Raw genomic sequence first — 19,693 nt, forward strand, 5'->3', positions numbered from 1 at the left:
CCGTACAACGATCAGCCGTGCACGCTCTGAAGCGTCGACGTGAGGAACCACAGCCATGACAGTCGGACCCACCACCCGCAGGCGCCAACTCGGTGCCGACCTGCGTCGCCTGCGTGAGCGCAAGGGCCTCACCCTGGAGGAGGCGGGGGCGCTGGTCGGCATCTCCAAAGCGACCCTGAGCCGCTACGAGCGGAAGGAGGGCGCCGTCAAGTGGCCAGCCGTGGACGCCCTGTGCCGCGAGTACGGCACCACGGACGACGAACGCTCCTCACTCGTCGAGCTGGCCAAGGGCGCACGCATCCAGGGCTGGTGGCGTTCGCTCGCGGATCCCGTCCCCGAGTCCATGAACCTCATGCTGACCCTGGAGGACGAGGTGGTCAGCGAGGACCACTACGCCTGCATGTACGTCCCCGGGCTGCTCCAGACACGCGCCTACGCCGAAGCCGTGCACCGTGCCTCCGAGATGCGGTGCCCGGACCAGGAGATCGACCACATGGTAGACATCCGCATGAAGCGGCAGGAGCTGCTCGAACGACCCGAGCCGCCCCACATCTGGGCGGTCGTCGACGAGGCGGTGATCCGTCGCGTCGTGGGCGGACACGAGACCATGCGGGCACAACTGCACCACCTGCTCGAACAGGCCCGACGCCCCCATGTCACGGTACAGATTCTGCCGTTCGAGACCGGCGCCCACGCGGCTGCCGTGGGCAGCTTCGTCGTCCTGGGCGGACCGGCGCCCGAGCTCGATGTTGTGTACGTGGACATCATCGGAGGCGGCCTCTTCATGGAGAAGCCCCAAGAACTGTCACGCTATAAGTTGGCGTTCAACTATCTGCGTGCGCAGGCTCTGGACATCGAGCGGTCTGCCGCGCTCCTGGATCAAGTGGGCAGGGCGTTGTGATGGTTCACCGTGTCGGTCATTGGTTCAAGTCGTCGTACAGCGGCGGCACCGGAACGGAGTGCGTAGAAGTCGCGGACCTGTTCGCGACCGTGGGAGTACGCGACTCGACGAGACCCAAGGGTCCACGCATAACGGTCGGCCATGCGGCCTGGGCCGGTTTCGTCGCCAGCGTGCGGGGGGAGGAAGTAGCGGCCACCGAAGCGCCGGTTCCGTGAGGCACGGCTGCCTCAGGCGGGGCCGCCGTCACCGTACGTGCGGCTGGTCCTACCTCCGTCGGCTGCCCCTCCCCCAGGCCGAGTTCACGCAAGTGGCCACAGCTCTACGCAACCATCGCCTGGCGGACCCGAGCGATGACGTGTTGGGCCTCAGCACCGAACACGGCTGAATCACATAGGGATTCCCAGACCCGTCGGTACAGGGCGACCGTGTCTGAGCCATCCAGCCAGAGTTCCGCATGCCAGTCCTCCGTGATCACCAATCGCTCACCGACGATCCAGAACGCGTTGGCAGGAGGGAGACGCAGAGCGGCGTTCATCGGCACGATCCCCAGCCGGACGGTGTCCATGCCGACGACTCCCAGCAGGCGGTCCAGCTGCCCGGCCAGAACCTCCGGAGGACACACCCTCGCCCGTAGCGCGCCTTCCCACATGAGGAGGTTGAGACGCCGGCCAGGCTGGTATAGCCATCGCTGGCGGTCCATGCGGGCCCGTACCGCGTCCTCGGTGTCACGGGGTGAGTTCTGGAGCGTCGCGTAGCTCTCGAACACGTGCCGGGCGTAGTCCGGGGTCTGCAGCAGACCGTTGACGGCGAAGGAGTCCCACACGTGCAGTACGCGGGCGGCCGCCGTCACCTCATTCCACGTCTCCTGCACCGGGCGGTGTCCCAACGACAGCTGCCGCCGCCATGACCGGATGTGCGACTCGAAGCCCTTCAGCCGTCCGTGCAGCTCGTCGTACGCTCCGGGGTGCCCGGTGGCGTCGGCCCACGCCCGGAGGTCTTCCGCGGTAGGGGTCTGGCGGCCGTTTTCCAGCTTGCTCACTTTGCTCTGCGCCCAGCCGAGGGTGGAACTCAGGGCGGTACCGGTGAGAGGGCCGTGAGGGCTCTCCGTTCGGAGGGTCCTCAGCCGTCGCCCCAGGTCCTCACGAGCCTTCTGAAAGTCTGTGCTCACCGGTACGTTTCTGTTCCTTCTGCTCTTACTCGCTGCTGCCCAGCTTCGCCGCGAGCTCTTCGTGCGGTACGGCGTGATGCCATGCCGCGTCACGGATGACGGAGTACCGGACGATTTCGGCCGGCTCTGTGATCAACTCGACGTCTTCGAGGCGATCGCCGTCGTCGAATCTCAGCCTTGCGGCAAGTCGGCTGTCGAACAACCAGAAGTCCTCAGACGGCAGTTGGAGACGATCGGCGTCCGCGCGCCATAGGCCCCGAATGTTCTCGCCCAGGCGGCTGTTCCGCTTGGCGTTGTTCAGAAGGTAGAGCTGCCCCGTGGTCGGAGGCTGATCGACGATTCGTACTCGTTCGACGCGCTTGCCCTGCGCGGTCTGGGACCGGATCAGCTCGCAGTACGGATCGCTCTCGCCCCAGTCGACTCTGCCGGTCTCTACGAACTGGCTGTATGTGTCCGAGACTTCGTCGCTGGCATAGCGCCGCCGGGTCTCCAGCCGCCAGGCTGAGTGGCTGAACGTACGAAACAAGCCCTCGAACTCGTCCAGGTCAATGATCCGGGCCTGCCGAGTCGCATCCTTCGGCGTCCAGTCCACCAACAGCTCACGTGGTACGACCACCGCCACCTCACCTTCGGACAGGTGGCGCAGCTGGGCGAGGTCGTCGGCATCGGTCAACGGCTGTCCGTGAACGATGACCTCGCCGCTCTCCGCGTCCTCATGGACCGAGGGGCACCCCGTACCGCCACTCCCCGTGCCGTTGAAACGTAACTGACGTGCCATAACAAGCCGCCTCTCACCTCAATGCGTTTCCGTCCGCTGCTCCAAGGTTGTCCGCTGCTCCGCGTGCATGTCGAGGGATCACCGGGCCGCGCACGAGAATATTCGCGAATAGCGGCCATCGCCGTCGAATTGGTCCCCCGACCATGAACGGCATGACCGAACCGACCATGCACAGCGCCCCTCCCGTGGAGCTTTCGCTACCCACGGAAGCCGAGCTCTCCGATCCCGCCCCCGTGGAGGACTGTGCGGGTTGCGCCGAACTCGCGGCGGTGCGGGGCCGGGCCAGAGCAGGCGGTGACATGACCACGGTGTCCGACTGCAACGTGCTGATGCGACGGCACCCTCAAGGGCACTGAGGCGGATAAGGCACGAACCACCGGCCGCTACCTCCGCACCCCCGCCGCGCCACAGACCCCCGCCCGGCTGTCTCCATGGACGGTCGGCAGCCGGGCGGGCGCAGGAGCACGACGGTGCGGAGACCGAATCTCCGCGACATCAGCACCCGAAGGGACTTTCCCATGAACGGGAACATCTACGCCCTGTCGGCCCCCACGGCCGACGCCTTCTCCGACTTCTGCGGGGGCAACGCCGGCGGCCCCCACGAGACCTGCGTGAGCCTTGCCGCGATCCCCGGTTCGGAGGCCTCCTTCGTCATCCGTGACAGCAAGCCCGAGGGCGCGGGCAAGGAGCTGCGCTTCACCGGGAGCGAGCTCGACGACTTCGCCGCGGGGTGGGTCAGGACCCGGGGTCTGACGCTCTAGTCTGGCTCCCTTCCTGGGCACGAAGCACCATGTAAAGGGCCGGACCGGACATGCTCCGGGCCGGCCCGTCTCCCCTAATGAAGGGCGCAGATGACCTGGTCAGGACACTGGCACGGATACGGTCCGTGGACCGGCAGCAGGGACGCGTACGGCCAGGAGGCCCTACGCCGTCCGGGTGCGGAACGGAACTCCGAACAGACCCGCACGTTCGTCGCCTCCACGCTGCCGCCCCTCATGACCGGGCACTGGCTCCTGCGGCGGGACCAGACCGCGGTGGAGCGCACCTGGACGCGGGCGGTGGGCGCCGTCACGTGGCTGAAGAGCACGTACGAGGCGAATCCTCCCGCCGAGAGGGACGACGGCGGCCGCGCTCACATCGCCCTGGAAGACAAGATCGCGTACGCGATGGACGCTCTTCCCCGAGGCGTCGACGTCTGCTGGGTGCACTACACGAAGTCCCAGAGCCTGATCTCCTTCTCGGTTGTCTGCTGCCTCAACCACCACCATCCCGGGCTTCCTTGCCCCCTTCCGCCCGCCTGGTCCCTGAAGAGCACTCTCAATCCCACCAGAACCGCCACCCCCGAAGCCGCATGAGCTCCTCGTGGTACGTGGACCAGTCCAGGTCCGGGTCCTCGTGGAAAACGTCCGGGCAGACGAGGTAGTGCTCCGCGGCGAGGACACGGGCCTGGTGGGCGTCCGTCGGCGGAGCGGCAACCGAGAGATACAGGCTTCCGTGGCCCACGCCCACGACACGGACGCCGAACCGGTGCTCCCAGGAGCGCAGCACTGCCGACAGCTCCTGGGCGGTCATGTGATGCGCCGCGCCCCGCCAACTGAGGGCAGCGGGCGCATCAGCGCCCCGCGCGACCTGGACGAGGGCGAGGCACCGGGCTCGGCCTTCACGGGCGACAGCAGTCGCCACTTCCTCCGCGCACGCGTCAGCGTCCGCCACGACCGCGGCAGGCGTCGCGAGACCGGGCCACTTCTCGAAAGGCGGCCACGAGTCGTCCGTCCACTCGCTCCGGAAGTACGCGCCGGCATCGGCGTCAGCCCCGTAGCCACCACCCACAGGATCGAGCGAGTCGTCGGGGTATTCGAGCAACAGCGGGTACAGGCCGGTCTCACAACGACGCGCGTACAACCGCTTCCACCGGTAAGCCGCGTCCGTGACCGGGCCGGCGCTCATCCACACCACCGGATGCGGAGGATGACACGGCCCTATCAGCCTGCCTGGCGGCAAGTCGTCCAGCAGCTGTCTGAGAGCTCCGCTCAAAGGCTCGGGCATGACCGGAATCTACTCGGCACCTCAGGACGGCACAGCACCGGAAACGATCTACTCGCCGACCAGGTGCACAGCACCTGGTCGGCGAGTTCGGTTCATTCGCCCGGGGCGCCCACGGTCTCGCCGGCGCCCGCCGCGTCCTCGGCGTCCGCCACGTCCTCGGCGCCCGCCGCGACCTCGGCCTCCTCCGCCTCCCAGCGGAGCAAGTCGCCCGGCTGACACGTGAGTACCTCGCAGAGGGCGGCCAGCGTCGAGAAGCGCACCGCCTTCGCGCGGCCGTTCTTGAGTACCGCCAGGTTGGCGGGGGTGATCCCCACGCGGTCCGCGAGTTCGCCCACGGACATCTTCCGCCGGGCCAGCATCACGTCGATGTCGACGACGATCGGCATCAGATCACCTCGTCCAACTCGGCCTGCATCTCCGCCGCTTCGACGTCGCGGGCGACGGCCTGGGCGAGCAGCATCCGCAGCACGAGGACGATGAGCGCGACACCCAGGATCGCCAGGCCCACCCCGCCCATGATGACGGTGACGCCCGGGTCGTCCCGCTGGCCGGGGGCGTTCAGGGCCGTGACCGCGAACCATACGAGAGCGGCCGCGACGATCGCGCCGATGATGGCGTTCACGTACCGGAAGGCGGCGTGGGAGAACACAGTGCCGCGCCGCACCATCGTCACCAGTCGCCAGACGCAGACCATGGCGACCTGGGCCGTCCCGATGCCCAGGATCGTGATCACGCGCAGCGGGGTCAGCGGGAGCGAACCGTCCTCCGGGTCGTTCCCGCTGATCAGCGCCCACAGCATCAACGCCTGTACGAACACGGTGCCGGTGAGCACCACCACGAGCACGGCGCGCAGCGCCCGCACGGTCAGTTTTCCCATGATCCAGCCCTCTTCCATCGACCCACGATGGGAATCTATCGAATTTCGATAGTCCAGGCAACGGTGGGCCGGAGAGCAGGGGCGGGATCTTCTTCTACTCCGGCGGCCCCGCCTGCCGCCCGCCCGTCCGGAGGAGTCGGTGGATCACGTCGGGGGGAAGTGCCGCGTTCGCCGCCGCGTGGTGGGCCAGCTCCTCGTCGTCGAGGAGTGCCGCCAGCCGGGGCTGCGGAAGATTCGGGTGGCGCGCCGCCGCGGCCCTCACGGCAGGGTCCGGGTCCCGGGTGAGCCGAGCCACGGTTGCCGGCCCGGTTTCGGGGGCGCGGGCGGCCAGGGCCCGGACTTCGGGGTCTTCGTGGTCGGCGAAAGCGGCCAGTCCGTCGGTGGGGAAGTTCGGCCGGGTGGTGAGGTGGCTGCGCTCGGGACCGGTGTACTCGAGGAAACTGCGCAGCAGAAGTGATGCGGGGGCGTCCGGGTGGTTCTGTGCCAGCAGGACGCGTACGCCGAGGTCGTCGTCCGAGGCCAGGCGTGCGACGAGGTCCGGTGGCAGCAGGTGGTCGCAGGCCGCCCGCCGGCGCAGCAGCGGGTGGCGGGAGAGTGCGTCGCGCCGGACGGCACCGGGGTCCCGGGGCGCCTCCGGCGCAGGGAGGTAAACGAAGAAGTGGTCCATGGGGACCTGGTAGTCGATCCGGGCCCGTTCCTCCTCGCTCAGCGCGGGGTGGAGGGACACGGCCAGCCGGACGTCAGGGTCGGGGTCCGACATGAGCGTGCGGCGCTCGGCGGGTCCGAGGTCTGTGCGTTGCGCGATCCGGGCCCGTACCTCCGGGTCCGGATCGGCAGCGAGGAGGACCACCGTGTCGGGAGGGAGCGTGGGGTTGACGGCGATCATCGCCTTGTCCTCCTCGCCCGCGGGCCGCGCGAGGACGCCCTCCACCACAGCCCGGGTGAGGGGGCGGTGGAGCAGTAGGTCGGTACGGGCGTGGCACGGCCGGTCAGGAAGCGTGCTCTCCACCCACGTCGGGTCCTCGCAGCGGACATGCCGCTCAGCCGCTTCCCGGACCCCGGCGTCGGGGTCGGCGAGAAGAGCGGCTCGGGTGTCCGGGGCCAGTGACCTCCACTCGCCGACCCCCCAGTGCCGAACGTTCGCCACGGGATGGGTGGCCATCGACCGACGCAGCCCGGCGGAGATCTGCTGGTAGAAGGGGCCGCCCAGGAGCTCGTCCTCGTAGGTGCTGATCATGTGGACGACAGCCTCGTCGGGCAGCGGCCTGGGCCGGGCCGGGGCGGCAACCCGCGGCCCATCGGCCAAGTGGGCGCGGACGAACCATGCGGGATCATCCACGAGCCGAACTCGCTGGGCCGGATCGGCATGGGGGTTGCGGGCGAAGAAGCTGCGGGTACGGGTGTCAGGGTGCTGGATCACGGCGTCGACGACGGCGTCGGGCAGGGCCCTGTCCCGGCACAGGACCATCCGTGCGGCGGGCGGAGCTTCCGCGAGCAGCCGCAGCAGCACGCTCTCCGGCACGGACGGGTTGAGCGCCAGCCCGGCGAGCCGGCGGGTGGAGAGATCGGCGTCGGCCCAGATCTGCTCAGGCGTAGCCATGCCTGCCACCCCCAAGGTGTCGCCCCGCCCGTCGTGAGGACATGATCCACGACTCTGTCGGCCTGGCACAGCCGCGAGGCCGACCACCCCGGACTGTCCGGCAACTGATCCTTCCGTCCACTCGTCCTACGGGGCAGGCCGAGTGGACGGAAAGACATGGTGGAACGGGCGGGCAGCGGTGCGGTGGCGGCGGAGACGTCGGTGGTGCCTGGTGTGGGGAAGCGGCGGCGGGGGTGGGTGATCGCCGGGGTCGCGGTCGTTCTGGGCGGGGTGCTGGGGTTCCATCGGCTTGTTCCCAACTGGCCCGGGCGGGTGGGGAGTCTGATCGAGTCCTTTCTGCCCTGGGGCGGCGTCCTCGTCGTCGTACTGCTGGTCGTCGCCCTCGTGCGGCGGTCCGCCGTCGCCCTCGTCGCTCTGCTCCTGCCGGTGGGCGTGTGGGTGGACACCTTCGGCGGGCTGCTCCTGCCGAGTGAGGAGGGCGGCGGGCGGGAGCTCGTCGTCGTGCAGCACAACGTCAGCGACGAGAACCGGGATCCCGCCGGAACCGCCCGGGCGCTGGCCGAGTCCGGGGCCGATCTCGTTGCGCTGGAGGAGCTCGTGGATCCACAGCTGGCCGCGTACGAGAAGGCTCTCGCCGCCGACTATCCCCATCACGTCGTCCGGGGCACCGTCGGGCTCTGGTCCAAGCATCCGCTCAGCGGCGAGCAGGTGGTGGACATCAGGCCCCGGAGTATCGAGGAGGGGTGGAGTCGCGGCGTGCGTGCCGTGGTCCGCTCTCCGTACGGGGATGTCGCCGCGTACGTCGCCCATCTGCCCTCCGTCCGGGTGGGGGTGGGCGGGCTGGCCTCTCAGCGGCGGGACGAGAGCGCCGCGTTGCTGGGACGCGCCATCGCGGGTGAGAGCGTCGAGCCGGTGATTCTGCTCGGGGATCTCAACGGTGCCGTGGAAGATCGGGGGTTGAGGCCTCTCACCTCACAACTTGCCTTCGCTGAGAGCGGGTTTGCCTTCAGCTTCCCCGCCGCCTTCCCGTTGGCCCGGATCGATCAGGTCATGGCCCGCTCCGCCACCGTGGGTCACATCCGCACCCTGGCCGCCACCGGCAGCGACCATCTGCCCGTCGTCGCCCGCGTCGCCCTGGAGTAAGTCGCCCTGGAGTGAGTCGCCCCGGGGTGCGGGGCCCGCCCGCAGCGCGTCCGCCTTCCGTACGGCCGCCACGCGCTGCCGCCAGGTCATGTCCTCGGGAAACTCGTACGTGTCCGTGTCGACCATCCAGCTCGCGTACGCCGTCGCCCTGCGGCAGTCCGCGCACTCCGGCTCGTCGCCCAGCGGGCGGAAGACATGCTCCTCCCCCGGGCCCGCGCACGCGATCAGCTCCCTGGTCGGGGGCGGCGGCGGGGGAACCGGCAGCGGGTTCACCGGGATCACCGGGCTTTTCTGGATCAGGCGATGGCGTAGGAAGCCGACCGCCGAGCGCACCCCGCCTTCCGGCGGGTCGGCCAGGAGCGCCTGGCGCAGGTCCCCTTCCGGCAGGCCGCCCTCCAGCCACTTCACGGCCTCCACCGCCAGCACGCGGGCCTCCCGGACGCCCAGCAGCAGGTCGCGGCGCGTGTGGCGCAGGGACAGCAGCAGGCGTTCTGCCTTGGCCAGTTGGCTGGTGGGGTGTGGGGGCGGGGCCGGTGCCGACCCTGTCGCCTGTTCGGGGCTCGGCGCTGCCTCGGCCGGGGCTCCCGCCGTTTCGGGGTCCGGGGCCGCCCCCACCACCTCCGGGTCCGAGTCCGCGCCCAGGTTCGCTACCCGCCCGCGCTCCCGCCCCCGCCCCGCTTCGGCGGGTGGGTGGGGAGTGGTCTTATCACTGTGGTCTTCCTCGGGTTGATAGCCACCGACCGACCGAGGAGTCGGTTCACCGACGGTCGGATACCGCACACCCGGAGAGCGCCCCGCGTCCGGCTCCAGCCTCGCCCAGACCGTCCTGGCCTCCGCGCCTGTCAGCGGTGTGTTCGTGAACAGCTGGGCTGTCTTCCAGAGCCCGTCCTCGCGCTGGGTTCGCCACTCATGGACGTAACCGTGTTCCACCAACTGCTTCTTGGCCTGCTGGTACGGGCGGCCCTTCATGTCCAGCTTTCGCGCCAGTTCGCCGAGCGGGCGGTCCGTGGCGGAGTCGGGGAGGCCCTGGACGTACAGGATGAGGATCTTGGCGTTGCTGTTGATCCGCCGGTCGCGTACGACCGTGTGCGGGGCTTTCGTCCAGCCCGAGGAGGGCGCGATAACATGGCGCAGCATTTCTGGTGGGTCCGATCCACTGGGGGTGTAGGCCCTCGGGTGGTGTTCGCGCACCTCCGGGGGCCGCCCTTTGCGCGCGAGCGCGCACTGAGCGTGATGACCCCGTCACCGTATCTCATCGTTCTGACGCATCACCAGATCGAAGATCCGTTCGCCGAACCACCCCCGCGTCGGCGTCCGTAGCATTCCCCCATGATTGCTCTGGTCGTCACCATCGCCCTGGCCTTCGTCGGGTACGTCGCGGCCTACCTCAACGGGCTGCGGCTCGCCCAGCGCAGCGAGCGGCTCGCGCGGGTGAACCGGCAACTCAGCGACTTCTACGGGCCGTTGTTCGCCATCACCGCCGCCAACAGCCGCGCCTTCGAAGCCTTCGCCCAGCGCAACGTCCGGCCCGACGGACGCTCACCCTTCGAACACGAGGATCCACCCACCGAGGAGGAACTCGCCGAGTGGCGGCTGTGGGTGACGACCGTCTTCCTGCCGAATATCCGCACCATGCGCGACCTCGTGGTCACGCACGCCGATCTGCTGCGCGAATCCGCGATGCCGCCGATCCTGCTCAAGTTGTGCGCCCACGTGTCCGGTTACGAGATCACGGCCGCCCGATGGGCGCAGGGGCGGTTCGACCAGCACCTGTCCGTCGTGCCGTTCCCGAGCCAGGAACTCGCCGACTACGCGCGGGAGGGGTTCACCGCACTCAAGGCGGCGCAGGGCCGGTTGTTGGGGCGGTGGCCTGCGCCCTGAGGCCCTCCACGGCTTGTACACGCTCTCATCACAATTCCGCTTCGCTTCCCGTATGCCTCTGATGTGCACCCGTACGCACTGCGAGCATCGGCTGCTCCACCGCACCTAGTTCGGCCTTGGGGGCAACACATGGAGATGAGGAAGCGGTCACGGCGGTCAATGCGCGGAGCCCTCCGGATGCGCGTATCGGTGGGGGCGGGCGCGCTGGCTCTCATCCTGACGGGCTGCGGGGGTGACGGCGACGCTGCGGACGGCCAGGGCGGGAAGGGCACCGTCGAACGGACGCTGGCGCTCATGGACGACCAGCAGAGCGTGGACGCGGGCGACAGCATGGACGTGGACGTCCTCGACAACGACTCCATCACCCTGGAGAGCAACGACCGGGCGGGGCTGCTCGACGCCTACGACCCCGCCGAACTGACCCTGACCATCGAGGCCGAACCCGGCCACGGTTCCGCGTCGGTGTCCGGGGCCACGGTGACGTACACCGCCAGGGACGGGTACGCCGGCGAGGACGAGCTGACCTACGAGGTCCGCGTGAAGGGCACCGAGGTTCCCGCCGCCACGGCCGTCGTACGGATCACTGTCACCGCGCCCGCATCCTGACCGGGAGACGCGACGCCGTACGGGGCGGGCCGGCCGTCGGGGCCCGTCACGCCGACTTCTCCGGCTCCCGTCGGCCGCCGCGCCGGCGCCGGGCGGTCAGCGCCAGGTGCGTCACCAGGCCCAGGACCAGGCCCCAGCACGCGGAGCCGACGCCGCCGAGGGTGACGCCCGAGGCCGTGGTGAGGAAGGTGGCCACCGCCGCGTCGCGGCCCTGTTCGTCCGCCACCGCCTGGGCGAGGCTCGTGGAGAACGTGGCGAGCAGGGCCACCCCCGCGACCACGGCGATGAGTTCGGGAGGCAGTGCCGTGAACAGCCCCACGAGCGCGGCCCCGCAGACGCCCGCCAGCAGATAGAAGACGCCGCACGCCACACCGGCCACATAGCGGCGTCGCGGGTCGCGGTGAGCCTCTTCGCCGGTGCTGATGGCGGCGGTGATCGCCGCCAGGTTGACGGCGTGGCCGCCCAGCGGCGCGAGCGCCGTGGAGGCGAGCCCGGTGGCCGTGATCAGCACCCGGTCGTCCGGGCGGTAGCCGCAGGCCGCCAGTACGGCGAGGCCGGGGGCGTTCTGCGAGGCCATCGTCACCACGGCGAGCGGCACGGCCAGGCCCACCAGTGCCGAACCGGTGAACTCCGGTGCCGTGAGGACGGGAAGGGTCAGCCCGATGTCCACGGACGAGGCGTCGATGCCCGGGACGACGGCGGTGACGAGCACGGCCGCGAGCAGGGCCCAGGCCACCGCGTATCTCGGTGACCGCTGTTTGACGGCCAGGTACGTGGCGAGCGAGACCAGCACCGCGACCGGCGCGCCGTCCAGCGCCGAGAACAGGCCGACGCCGAAGGAGAACAGCACACCCGCCAGCATGGCCGCCACGATGCCGGGCGGTACGCGGCGCATGACCTTCCCGAAGACGCCCGTCAGGCCGACCAGCGCCATGAGGAGACCGCTGACCAGGAAGGCGCCGACCGCCTCGGGGTACGAGTAGTCCCCGAGGCTGCCGACGAGGACCGCGGCGCCCGGTGTCGAGAACGCGGTGATCACCGGGATCCGGGCCCACCAGCTGAGCACGGCACACGTGACGCCGCTGCCCACGCACGCCGCCCACACCCATGACGCGGTCTGCTCATCGGTGAGGTGACCGGCGGACGCTGCCGCCAGGACCACGAGGAGGGGGCCGGAGCACGAGACCACGACGGTGATCAGGCCCGCGAGGACGGCGGAGAGCGAGGCGTCCGCCAGGAGCCCGCGCCGCTCGGAGGGCCCTCGTGGATCGGAGGGCGCGCGCCGAGCCGAGGACCCGGGCTGCTCGGAGGGCGTGCGCCGTCCGGAAGACCCAGGCTGCCCGGAGGGCGTGCGCTGCCCGGAGGGACCGGGCTCCCCGGAAAGCCCGTGCCGCTCGAAAGGCGTGCGCCCTTCGTCCGTCGGCCCGGGCGCCTCGTCCGCGTCGTTCTCGGCGCCCTGTTCGGCCGTGGCCATCGTGTCCCTTCCCCCTCGCCCGTAACTCCCGCTGCTGCTCCGCTACTCCCCTACTCCGCCCGCTGTGCCACCGAGGCCAGCCGCGTCACCCCCTCGGCGAACTCCTCGTCGCTCAGGGCCTGGAACGGCAGCCGGAGGAACACCGTTCCGGACGGTGGCGCCGAGTCCGTCGGGTAGAACGCCGAGCCGCGGGTGAGGGCGACGCCCTCGGCGGCCGCCGCCGCGAGGAACTTCTCCTCCGTGGTCCCTACCGGAAGGTGCACGCTGATGTAGTAGCCGCCCTCGGGCACGCACAGTGCGGCCTCGCCGAGCGCCTTCCGCACCGCCTCGACCGCCGTGTCGTGCCGCGGCCGCAGCAGTTTCCTGACCTCGTCGATGTTGCGCCGGACCAGACCGCTCGCGAAGGCCCGGGCGGCGACCACCTGGAGCAGGGGGGCCGGCGAGAGGTACGTGCTCTCCGCGAGCGCCGCCAGGGCGCCCGGCGTACCGGGCGGGCCGATCACATAGCCGACGCGCAGTCCCGGGCTGAGGATCTTGCTCAGCGAGCCGATGGTCAGCACCCGGGCGCCCTCGACGGATGCCGCGAGCTCGCCGAGAAGCGTGGGGGCCGTGCCCGCGAAGCGGAGTTCCCGGTACGGAATGTCCTCCAGGATCGTGAAGCCGAACTCGGCCGACAGGCGGACGAGTTCGCGCCGCTTCTCCTCGCTCGTCGTGACCCCGCCGGGGTTCTGGAAGTCCGGGATCAGATAGACGAACGCGGGTACCTCCGTACGCAGGCGCTCCCGCAGGACGTCAAGGTCGAGGCCGTCCCCCCGCAGGGGTATCCCGGAGACCTGCGCCCCGTGCCGCTCGAAGATCTGGACGGCACGGTCGTACGTCGGCGCCTCCGCGAGCACCTTCTTGCGGGGCGCGTCCTTGAGGAGATGCGCGGCGAGCAGGTCGAGGGCCTGGAGGGAGCCGTTGGTGACGAAGATCCGGTCGGGATCGACCGAGTGGAACGCACCGAGCTGGTCCCGGAGTTCGCGGTCTCCGGTGTGGCGGCCGATGGGCGCGTACTGGAAGACGCGGTCCGGTTCGGCGGAGAGGACCGACCCGGTCAGCTCGGCGATGTCGGCGGACGGGATCGCTTCGAGCGGAGGGATCCCCCGCGAGAAGTGGACGGTCGGAGAGGTCACAGCGTCCTTGGGGTTCGGGGAAGTCACAGAGGTCTCCTGAAGAAGGAACCGAGGGGAGGGAACGGGAGCGCGGAGAGCGAGGGCGAGGGAAGCGGGCAGGGCTTCCGGTGGCTCAGGAGGCGCCCAGACGCGTGGCCCGGTGCGCGCTGACGGCGAAGTCGGGGCCGATGTCGGCGACGGAGTCCGCGCCGAGCTGGAGCAGCGTGTCCTCGATCTCGCTCCGGAGGAGGTCGAGGACCGCCTCGACACCCTGCTGTCCGGCCAGGCCGAGGCCCCAGAGGTAGGGGCGGCCGACGCACACCGCGTCCGCGCCGTACGCGAGGGCCTTCACTACGTGGACGCCGGATCGGATGCCGCCGTCCATGAGGACCAGGGCGCGGCCGGCGACCGCGGCCGCCACCTGCTCCAGGGCGACCAGGCTGGGCACCGCGCCGTCGAGCTGGCGGCCGCCGTGGTTGGAGACGATGACACCGTCCGCGCCCAGGGCCACGCAGTGTTCGGCGTCCTCGGCGCGCAGGACGCCCTTGATCACGATCGGCAGCCGGGTACGGGACCGTATCCATTCCAGGTCGTCCCAGGTCAGCGGCAGGCGTTCGATGCGGGCACCGTCCGGAATGTCACCGGTGAGCACGCCCAGCGCGCGCAGGTTGCCGAAGTCGACGTGCCCCGGGGTGCGGAAGCCCGCCCGGCGGGTGCCGATACGGCGGGCCGCGTAGCTGGCGTCGACCGTGACCACGAGCGCGGTCGCGCCGGCGTCCTCCGCCAGGGCGATCGTCGCGTCGACGTCGTCGCGGGAGCGGTAGGCGTAGAGCTGGAACCAGCTGTCGCTGCCGACCGCACCGGTCACGTCGGAGAAGGCGTAGTGGCTGTCGGTGCTGACGATCGACACGGTGCCCGCGGCCTCGGCCGCGCGGGCGGTCGCGATCTCGGCGCCTTCGTGGAGGAGACGCTGGGGGCTGGTCGGGGCGAGGAGGACGGGCAGGGCGAGCCGCTGCCCGAGCACGGTCACGGACGTATCGGGTTTCACGCCCGTGCCGCCGAGGGCCCGGGGGCGCAGCCAGACCTGGTCGAAGGCCTCCGTGTTGGCACGGACCGTGAGCTGTGTGTCGGCGCCGCCCGCCACGTACGCCCAGCAGGCGGCGTCGAGCAGGGACTCCGCCGCCTGCTCGTAATCGGTCAGCGTCAGCAGCCCGGATAATTCCCTGGCCATGGAACCTCTTCCGTCGTCGGATGAATTCCTTGGGTGCCTGTCGCCCCGTCAAGTGAACAGGGCCGTCAGGCGAACTGGTCGAATGCCATCTTGGCCACCATTCCGGTGACCACGAGCACGAGGACGATGCGGACGAATCCGGATCCCCTTTTCATGGCGGTGCGCGACCCGATCATCGCGCCCGCGATGTTCCCCACGGCCATTCCGAGACCGAGGGCCCACAGGACGTTTCCCTGCCAGGCGAAGACCGCGAGGGCCCCGAGGTTGGAGGAGGCGTTGATCACCTTCGCCATGGCCGCGCTTTCCAGGAACTGGGTCGCCAGGAGTGTGGTGAAGGAAATGATGAGGAAGGTGCCGACACCGGGGCCGAAGACCCCGTCGTAGAAACCGATGCCGACACCCGCGATGAGGATCGCCGTATTGCGGCGGCGCGGGGTGACGACGATGTTCCGCTGCTGGACCCCGAAACTGGGCCGGAAGGCCACGAAGAGCGCCACGGTGATGAGCAGGCCCATGATGACGGGCCGGAAGTAGGTCGTGGGAACGCTCGACGCGGACAGCGCGCCGAGCGCGCCGAAGGGGACCGCGAGTCCGGCGGCCGGCAGCAGGACCGAGCGGTCCAGCTTGGTGCGCCGCTGGTACATGTACGCGGCGGTCGCGGTTCCCATGACCGCCGCGATCTTGTTCGTGCCCAGCGCCACCGCCGGCGAATACTGGGGGAAGGCCAACAGGAGTACCGGGATGAGCAGCACCCCGCCACCGCCGACGACCGCATCCACCCAGCCGGCCGCCGTCGCGGCCGCGAGCAGGCCGAACACTTCGTACAGTTCCACTCTTCCTCATTCACGTGACGTGGCCCCGGCTCCCGGGGCCGGGTGCTGCCGCCCGCCGGGTCAGACGACCCCGCGGATCTCCGTCATCGCCGGCAGCACGCGCGGGTGCCGCATCATGCGCTGGGCCCACAGCGGGGCGGATCGCAGGGAGTAGAAGCGGCGCAGCCAGCGGTCCTGGCCGTCGTAGCGGGGGGTGAACGCGGTGCGGCCGTGGACGACGACGTGGTTGTCGAGGACGACGAGGTCGCCCGGCGCGAGCACCAGGTCTCGGCAGACCCGCTCCAGGGCCGTGGCCAGGGAGCGCAGTGCGGCCCGCGCCTGCGGGTGGTCGCCCTGCGTGTTGTGCGAGTTGAAGCGCATGAACGGGCGGTCCGCCGGGCCGAAGATCACCGGATGCGGGCCGGCCGAGGGGCGGGGACCGGTGGTGTTCCGGGTGAAGGAGGTCGGATACAGGCTGTGGAACTGCGGCTTCCGCAGCTCCGCCACCTCGTCGTCGGTCAGCAGCGGCAGCGCGTCGCGCACGGAGGAGACGCGGGTCGCGGCGATCTGGTCGTGGTCCTGGCGCAGGCAGAGCAGACCGAGGTAGTCGGGGCGGAGCGGATGGTGCACGTTCTCGGTGTGGAAGTCGAAGGCGACCGATCCGCTGTTCTCGATCCTGGCCTCCTCGCCGCGTACGGGATGTACGTCGTGGAAGAGCGCGCCGGACTTCTCGTCCTGATAGCCGGTCAGCGAGCCGAGGAGGTCCGCGATGAGCATGAGGGTTCCATTGGTGGGGTGGCCGTCGAGGATATGGGCCTCGTGCGCCTGGGGAGTCTTCGGCAATTCACCGACCGAAACTCCCCGCAGCATGCAGTATCCACTGGATTCCGTGTCCGAACCGAAATCGAGGACCATTTTGCGCATCCCGTCCGGGAGATCCATGAGGAGCCCCGAGACGACGATGGGTACCGAGTCCGACAAGCGCGCGGCGAGCGCGGACAGCTCGCTCACCTTCTCCGCCTCGGACTCGCTTAATCGGTACTGATTCAGAGCCTGGGCAAGCATTCTCATAATCCTTCACCGATTCCCGAATGCAGGGTTGATCATGACGGTGAAAAACGTATCCCGCCCCGATTCTTTCCGTCAACAATCGCTTTCGGACAGTGACATCCCAGGTTAACAGGTCGGGCATTTGCGAGATAACGTAGGAATGGCTTTATCCTGCATGAAACACTCCGAAGTGGCCCACGCGGTAAGGAGTGCGGGCCCGGTCGCTCCTTCCTGTTCACCGGGTTGAGCTGCCTCTACGGCGCAGGATGACGGGGAGATGAACAGCCCAAATCGCCCCGTCAGGCGCTTTCGGCACCCGCTTCCCGGCGCCCACAGGAGGCACGCGGAGCCGGTTTCGCGCCATCCGGATCGCGGGAGGCGGGGATGGTGAATCGTGTGAAGGGGGTCACATGTCGCTGTGCCGCCGCCCACGCCGGGCCGTCTCGCGGTGGCCTCGGCCACCACCCCCGCGGAGGGGACCGTTCTACTGGAAGCTCAGCCGGTGCGGATGGAGCGGATCGGCCGGGCAGGTGTGTACGCGCATCAGGCCTCGGCCGAGGTAGACACCGACCGGGTCGAGCACACGCGGGTCGTTCTCGCTATCCCGGTCCTCGACAGGCAGCCAGCTGCGCGAGGCGCCGTCGCACTCCCACTTGTCCACGGTGAGCAGGGGCGGCATCGCTGTCCCGCACACCTGGCAGTCGACCGGAGCGGGGTCCGTCAGATGCCAGGAGGCGAAGCCTCCGACCTTCCAGCCGGGGGCGATCGACAGGTCGCTCATGTAGTCGATCTCTTCCGGTTCCTCCGCGCGCGCCGCGGCCATCGCGGCCTCGTACTCCTCGTACGTCGCATAGCTCGCCGCCGAGGAGGGACCGTCCTCGTAGTCATCGTCGTCGTCCTCGTCGAGGAGTCCCTCCTCCCATGCGGAGACCTCCTCCTGAAGTCCTTCGTCCAGCAGGCCGAGATACTCGTGCTCCACCACCTGCTCCGGATGCACGACACACGTGGTGGGGACGCACTCCTCACGGCCGGCGACCGGGGGTTCGGGCTGTGGCGCGAGGACGGTGCCGACATCGGCCGAGCGCCGCCACTTCAGTACGACGTCGATCGTGCGGTCGGGCCCATGGGCCTCGAACGGACACCAGAAGACCTGGAGCAGGTCCTGGCCCTCGGGCCCCACCAGGTCCGGGACGTCCCGCGTGGACAACTGCGCGACGGCCAGCATCGGCAGGGCGTCGTCGTCGCGGAGGTCCGGGACGTGGTCGGCCGCCTTCATGGCGTCCAGCCGCCGCTGTTCGTCCTCGGTGAAGTCCCGCCCCCGTGCGCCGTCCTGGATCCGGCGGCGCAACCGCACGTCGGAGAGGAGATGGCCGGTGCCCTTCGGGTGCGCGACGGTGCACACCGGCCACGGTTCGCCGGCCGGCCAGAGCAGCGGTCCCGCCACCGAGCTGTCCCCCGCGCCGGGCACACCGTGCCGGGGGTGCAGCCGGGTGGCCGTGCGCCGGTGAGCTGCCAGGGCGGGGAAGACTCCTTCGACATCGACGGGACGCGGCGGGGTGGTGCGGGTCATGAAGAACCTTCCCCGTGCGAACCGGTGGCGCCTGCTGTACGCCGGTCCGGATACCGGCCACTGCCCGGGATCGCGGCGAGGTAGCCCGCCATCTCCCCGTACACCGCCCCCGAGTTGTCCAGATGGGCGTCATGGCCCGCCCCCGGGATCACGGCGATCCGGGTCGCGGGGTGCCGGTCCCGCATCCGGTCCGCCTCGTCCGGCTTCATCGTGCCGTTCTCGCCGCGCAGCACCAGCACCGGGCAGCGCACCCGGTCCCAGGCGTCCCAGTAGTCGCGGTGCGCGCTCTCCTGGACCGTGGCCACCATGACGTCCCGGTCGACGCGGGGGTGCAGTCCGTCGGGGCCCGGGGCGAGTCCTGCCGCCCAGGCCCGGCCCGCCGGGCCGCCGCCGAAGAACGCCTCGGCCGCCGCCCTGTCCGGGAACGGCACCGGCCAGGAGTCCAGCCAGCGCCCGATCTGCTCCGGCAGCCCCGGGCTCGGACCCGCCGGGCCCGCCTCGATCAGGACCAGCGCACGGCACAGCTCCGGGTGGGCCGCCGCCGTCAGCAGGGCGGTGAGGCCGCCCATCGACTGGCCGACCAGCACCGTGTCCTCACCGGCCAGACCGAACCGGCGCGCCACGGCCCGTACGTCACTCACGTGCGCCGCCCTTGTCACGTCCCCGGGGCGGCGCGTGCTCGCCCCGCTGCCGCGTGCGTCGAAGGCGATCACCCGGTGCGTGGCCGCGAACCGGGCCGCCAGCGCCTCCCACTCGCCGCAGTGCCCGGCCAGCCCGTGCAGCAGGAGCAGGGGCGGGCCGTCTCCGCCGTGGTCGGTGCAGAAGAGGCGTACGGGATCGGCACCGGCACCGGTCGCTCCTCCGTCGTCATCGCCCGGGTCCGTCACCGTCACCGTGGTCGTTCCCCTGGCCGCTTCCATTTCCATCCGGAACCCCCGCCTCCCCGTACCGCCCTCCGGCCGCGTCGCCCCGAACGCTAGCCTCGGGCTCAGTACCGAACCAAAGAAATACCGACGGTTCACAGGACGGCTCACAGGAAAGTGATGGTGGCGGCGATGGCGAAGGTTCCGGCAGCGGCGGTGGCGGCGAGCGGGCTCGTCGGGGGGTACGGCGTCGCCCGGTGGACCAGGAAGCGGCCGCTCGGCGGTGTCGCGCTCGCCGCCGCCGGGTCGCTGGCCGCGTACGAGTGGAACCGGCAGGCCGGGCCGCGTGCCGCCGCCGGGCTGAGCGTCGCCTATGTCGCCGCCTTCGCCGGATCGCACCCGCTCGCCAAGAAGGTCGGCGCCTGGCCCGCCGTGTTCGCCGTCGCGGGCGGCGTGGCCGCCGCCTCCTGGGCCGTCACCCGGCGGGCCGCCCACCGCTGAGCACCGTCGCTGGGGGCGCCCGAGGGAATCCGGCGCCG

22 protein-coding genes are annotated in these 19,693 nt (G+C 70.3%); 9 read left to right on the forward strand and 13 right to left on the reverse strand.

Features of this window, described 5'->3' with window-relative positions:
- The first annotated feature begins 55 nt into the window (after positions 1 to 55).
- Both IE134_RS19595 and IE134_RS19600 read left to right on the forward strand, forming a co-directional pair.
- Entirely contained in the window at positions 56 to 901 is an 846-nt protein-coding gene (locus IE134_RS19595) for a helix-turn-helix domain-containing protein (protein WP_189431207.1), read from the forward strand.
- Positions 901 to 1,116, forward strand: a complete 216-nt coding sequence (locus IE134_RS19600; protein WP_098016808.1) for a DUF397 domain-containing protein — start codon at positions 901 to 903, stop codon at positions 1,114 to 1,116. Before IE134_RS19595 ends, IE134_RS19600 begins: the two co-directional genes overlap by 1 nt.
- Positions 1,117 to 1,220: 104 nt before the next feature.
- Here IE134_RS19600 and IE134_RS19605 read toward each other — a convergent pair whose 3' ends face one another.
- Positions 1,221 to 2,069, reverse strand: a complete 849-nt coding sequence (locus tag IE134_RS19605; RefSeq protein WP_098016809.1) for a helix-turn-helix domain-containing protein — start codon at positions 2,067 to 2,069, stop codon at positions 1,221 to 1,223.
- Between the two features lie 25 nt (positions 2,070 to 2,094).
- The gene (locus tag IE134_RS19610; RefSeq protein WP_189431209.1) at positions 2,095 to 2,847 is read right to left on the reverse strand and encodes a DUF6879 family protein; all 753 of its coding nucleotides are present in this window, start codon (positions 2,845 to 2,847) and stop codon (positions 2,095 to 2,097) included.
- 152 nt (positions 2,848 to 2,999) lie between these two features.
- Between IE134_RS19610 and IE134_RS19615 the strand changes: the two genes are divergently transcribed.
- The 3 genes from IE134_RS19615 (at position 3,000) to IE134_RS19625 (ending at position 4,202) form a co-directional block, all read left to right on the forward strand.
- On the forward strand, positions 3,000 to 3,203 hold the full coding sequence (locus tag IE134_RS19615; protein WP_098016811.1) for a hypothetical protein: 204 nt from the start codon (positions 3,000 to 3,002) through the stop codon (positions 3,201 to 3,203).
- Between the two features lie 162 nt (positions 3,204 to 3,365).
- Positions 3,366 to 3,608 carry a DUF397 domain-containing protein gene (locus tag IE134_RS19620; protein ID WP_098016812.1) on the forward strand — a complete coding sequence of 81 codons (243 nt, stop codon included), beginning with the start codon at positions 3,366 to 3,368 and terminating at the stop codon, positions 3,606 to 3,608.
- A 90-nt stretch (positions 3,609 to 3,698) separates the two neighbouring features.
- Positions 3,699 to 4,202, forward strand: a complete 504-nt coding sequence (locus IE134_RS19625) for a hypothetical protein (protein WP_098016813.1) — start codon at positions 3,699 to 3,701, stop codon at positions 4,200 to 4,202.
- On the opposite strand, the gene IE134_RS19630 is transcribed toward IE134_RS19625, so the two are convergent.
- From IE134_RS19630 to IE134_RS19645, 4 genes are all read right to left on the reverse strand, one after another.
- Positions 4,165 to 4,893, reverse strand: coding sequence for a DUF4253 domain-containing protein (locus tag IE134_RS19630; protein ID WP_098016814.1), 729 nt, complete (start codon positions 4,891 to 4,893; stop codon positions 4,165 to 4,167). The genes IE134_RS19625 and IE134_RS19630 overlap by 38 nt on opposite strands.
- 92 nt (positions 4,894 to 4,985) lie before the next feature.
- Positions 4,986 to 5,279, reverse strand: coding sequence for a helix-turn-helix domain-containing protein (locus IE134_RS19635; RefSeq protein ID WP_189431212.1), 294 nt, complete (start codon positions 5,277 to 5,279; stop codon positions 4,986 to 4,988).
- On the reverse strand, positions 5,279 to 5,770 hold the full coding sequence (locus IE134_RS19640) for a DUF2975 domain-containing protein (RefSeq protein WP_189431215.1): 492 nt from the start codon (positions 5,768 to 5,770) through the stop codon (positions 5,279 to 5,281). The genes IE134_RS19635 and IE134_RS19640 overlap by 1 nt, the downstream gene beginning before the upstream one ends.
- A gap of 94 nt (positions 5,771 to 5,864) precedes the next feature.
- Entirely contained in the window at positions 5,865 to 7,370 is a 1,506-nt protein-coding gene (locus IE134_RS19645) for a hypothetical protein (protein ID WP_189431217.1), read from the reverse strand.
- A gap of 156 nt (positions 7,371 to 7,526) precedes the next feature.
- Here IE134_RS19645 and IE134_RS19650 point away from each other — a divergent pair, with 156 nt between their 5' ends.
- From IE134_RS19650 to IE134_RS19665, 3 genes are all read left to right on the forward strand, one after another.
- Positions 7,527 to 8,513 carry an endonuclease/exonuclease/phosphatase family protein gene (locus IE134_RS19650; RefSeq protein ID WP_229823659.1) on the forward strand — a complete coding sequence of 329 codons (987 nt, stop codon included), beginning with the start codon at positions 7,527 to 7,529 and terminating at the stop codon, positions 8,511 to 8,513.
- A 1,329-nt stretch (positions 8,514 to 9,842) separates the two neighbouring features.
- Positions 9,843 to 10,394: a hypothetical protein gene (locus IE134_RS19660; RefSeq protein WP_189431218.1), complete on the forward strand. Its 552-nt coding sequence runs from the start codon at positions 9,843 to 9,845 to the stop codon at positions 10,392 to 10,394.
- Between the two features lie 177 nt (positions 10,395 to 10,571).
- Positions 10,572 to 11,000, forward strand: a complete 429-nt coding sequence (locus IE134_RS19665; protein WP_229823662.1) for an Ig-like domain-containing protein — start codon at positions 10,572 to 10,574, stop codon at positions 10,998 to 11,000.
- A 46-nt stretch (positions 11,001 to 11,046) separates the two neighbouring features.
- Here IE134_RS19665 and IE134_RS19670 read toward each other — a convergent pair whose 3' ends face one another.
- The 7 genes from IE134_RS19670 to IE134_RS19700 form a co-directional block, all read right to left on the reverse strand.
- Positions 11,047 to 12,474: a benzoate/H(+) symporter BenE family transporter gene (locus tag IE134_RS19670; RefSeq protein WP_189431221.1), complete on the reverse strand. Its 1,428-nt coding sequence runs from the start codon at positions 12,472 to 12,474 to the stop codon at positions 11,047 to 11,049.
- 50 nt (positions 12,475 to 12,524) lie between these two features.
- Positions 12,525 to 13,676, reverse strand: a complete 1,152-nt coding sequence (locus tag IE134_RS19675) for an aminotransferase-like domain-containing protein (RefSeq protein ID WP_050513567.1) — start codon at positions 13,674 to 13,676, stop codon at positions 12,525 to 12,527.
- A gap of 85 nt (positions 13,677 to 13,761) precedes the next feature.
- Positions 13,762 to 14,859 (reverse strand): alpha-hydroxy acid oxidase, encoded by a 1,098-nt coding sequence (locus IE134_RS19680; RefSeq protein WP_030708696.1) that lies wholly within the window; start codon positions 14,857 to 14,859, stop codon positions 13,762 to 13,764.
- Between the two features lie 65 nt (positions 14,860 to 14,924).
- Entirely contained in the window at positions 14,925 to 15,692 is a 768-nt protein-coding gene (locus IE134_RS19685; RefSeq protein WP_189431223.1) for a sulfite exporter TauE/SafE family protein, read from the reverse strand.
- Positions 15,693 to 15,752: 60 nt separating this feature from the next.
- Entirely contained in the window at positions 15,753 to 16,736 is a 984-nt protein-coding gene (locus IE134_RS19690) for a TauD/TfdA family dioxygenase (RefSeq protein ID WP_229823663.1), read from the reverse strand.
- Between the two features lie 469 nt (positions 16,737 to 17,205).
- Positions 17,206 to 18,291: a hypothetical protein gene (locus IE134_RS19695; RefSeq protein ID WP_098894269.1), complete on the reverse strand. Its 1,086-nt coding sequence runs from the start codon at positions 18,289 to 18,291 to the stop codon at positions 17,206 to 17,208.
- Positions 18,288 to 19,217 (reverse strand): alpha/beta fold hydrolase, encoded by a 930-nt coding sequence (locus IE134_RS19700; protein WP_229823665.1) that lies wholly within the window; start codon positions 19,215 to 19,217, stop codon positions 18,288 to 18,290. Before IE134_RS19700 ends, IE134_RS19695 begins: the two co-directional genes overlap by 4 nt.
- Positions 19,218 to 19,346: 129 nt before the next feature.
- On the opposite strand from IE134_RS19700, the gene IE134_RS19705 reads away from it, so the two are divergent.
- Positions 19,347 to 19,655, forward strand: a complete 309-nt coding sequence (locus tag IE134_RS19705; protein ID WP_098894288.1) for a hypothetical protein — start codon at positions 19,347 to 19,349, stop codon at positions 19,653 to 19,655.
- Positions 19,656 to 19,693: the final 38 nt, after the last annotated feature.

This window comes from Streptomyces rubiginosohelvolus, from assembly GCF_014649875.1.
GTDB classification, from domain to species: Bacteria; Actinomycetota; Actinomycetes; order Streptomycetales; family Streptomycetaceae; genus Streptomyces; species Streptomyces rubiginosohelvolus.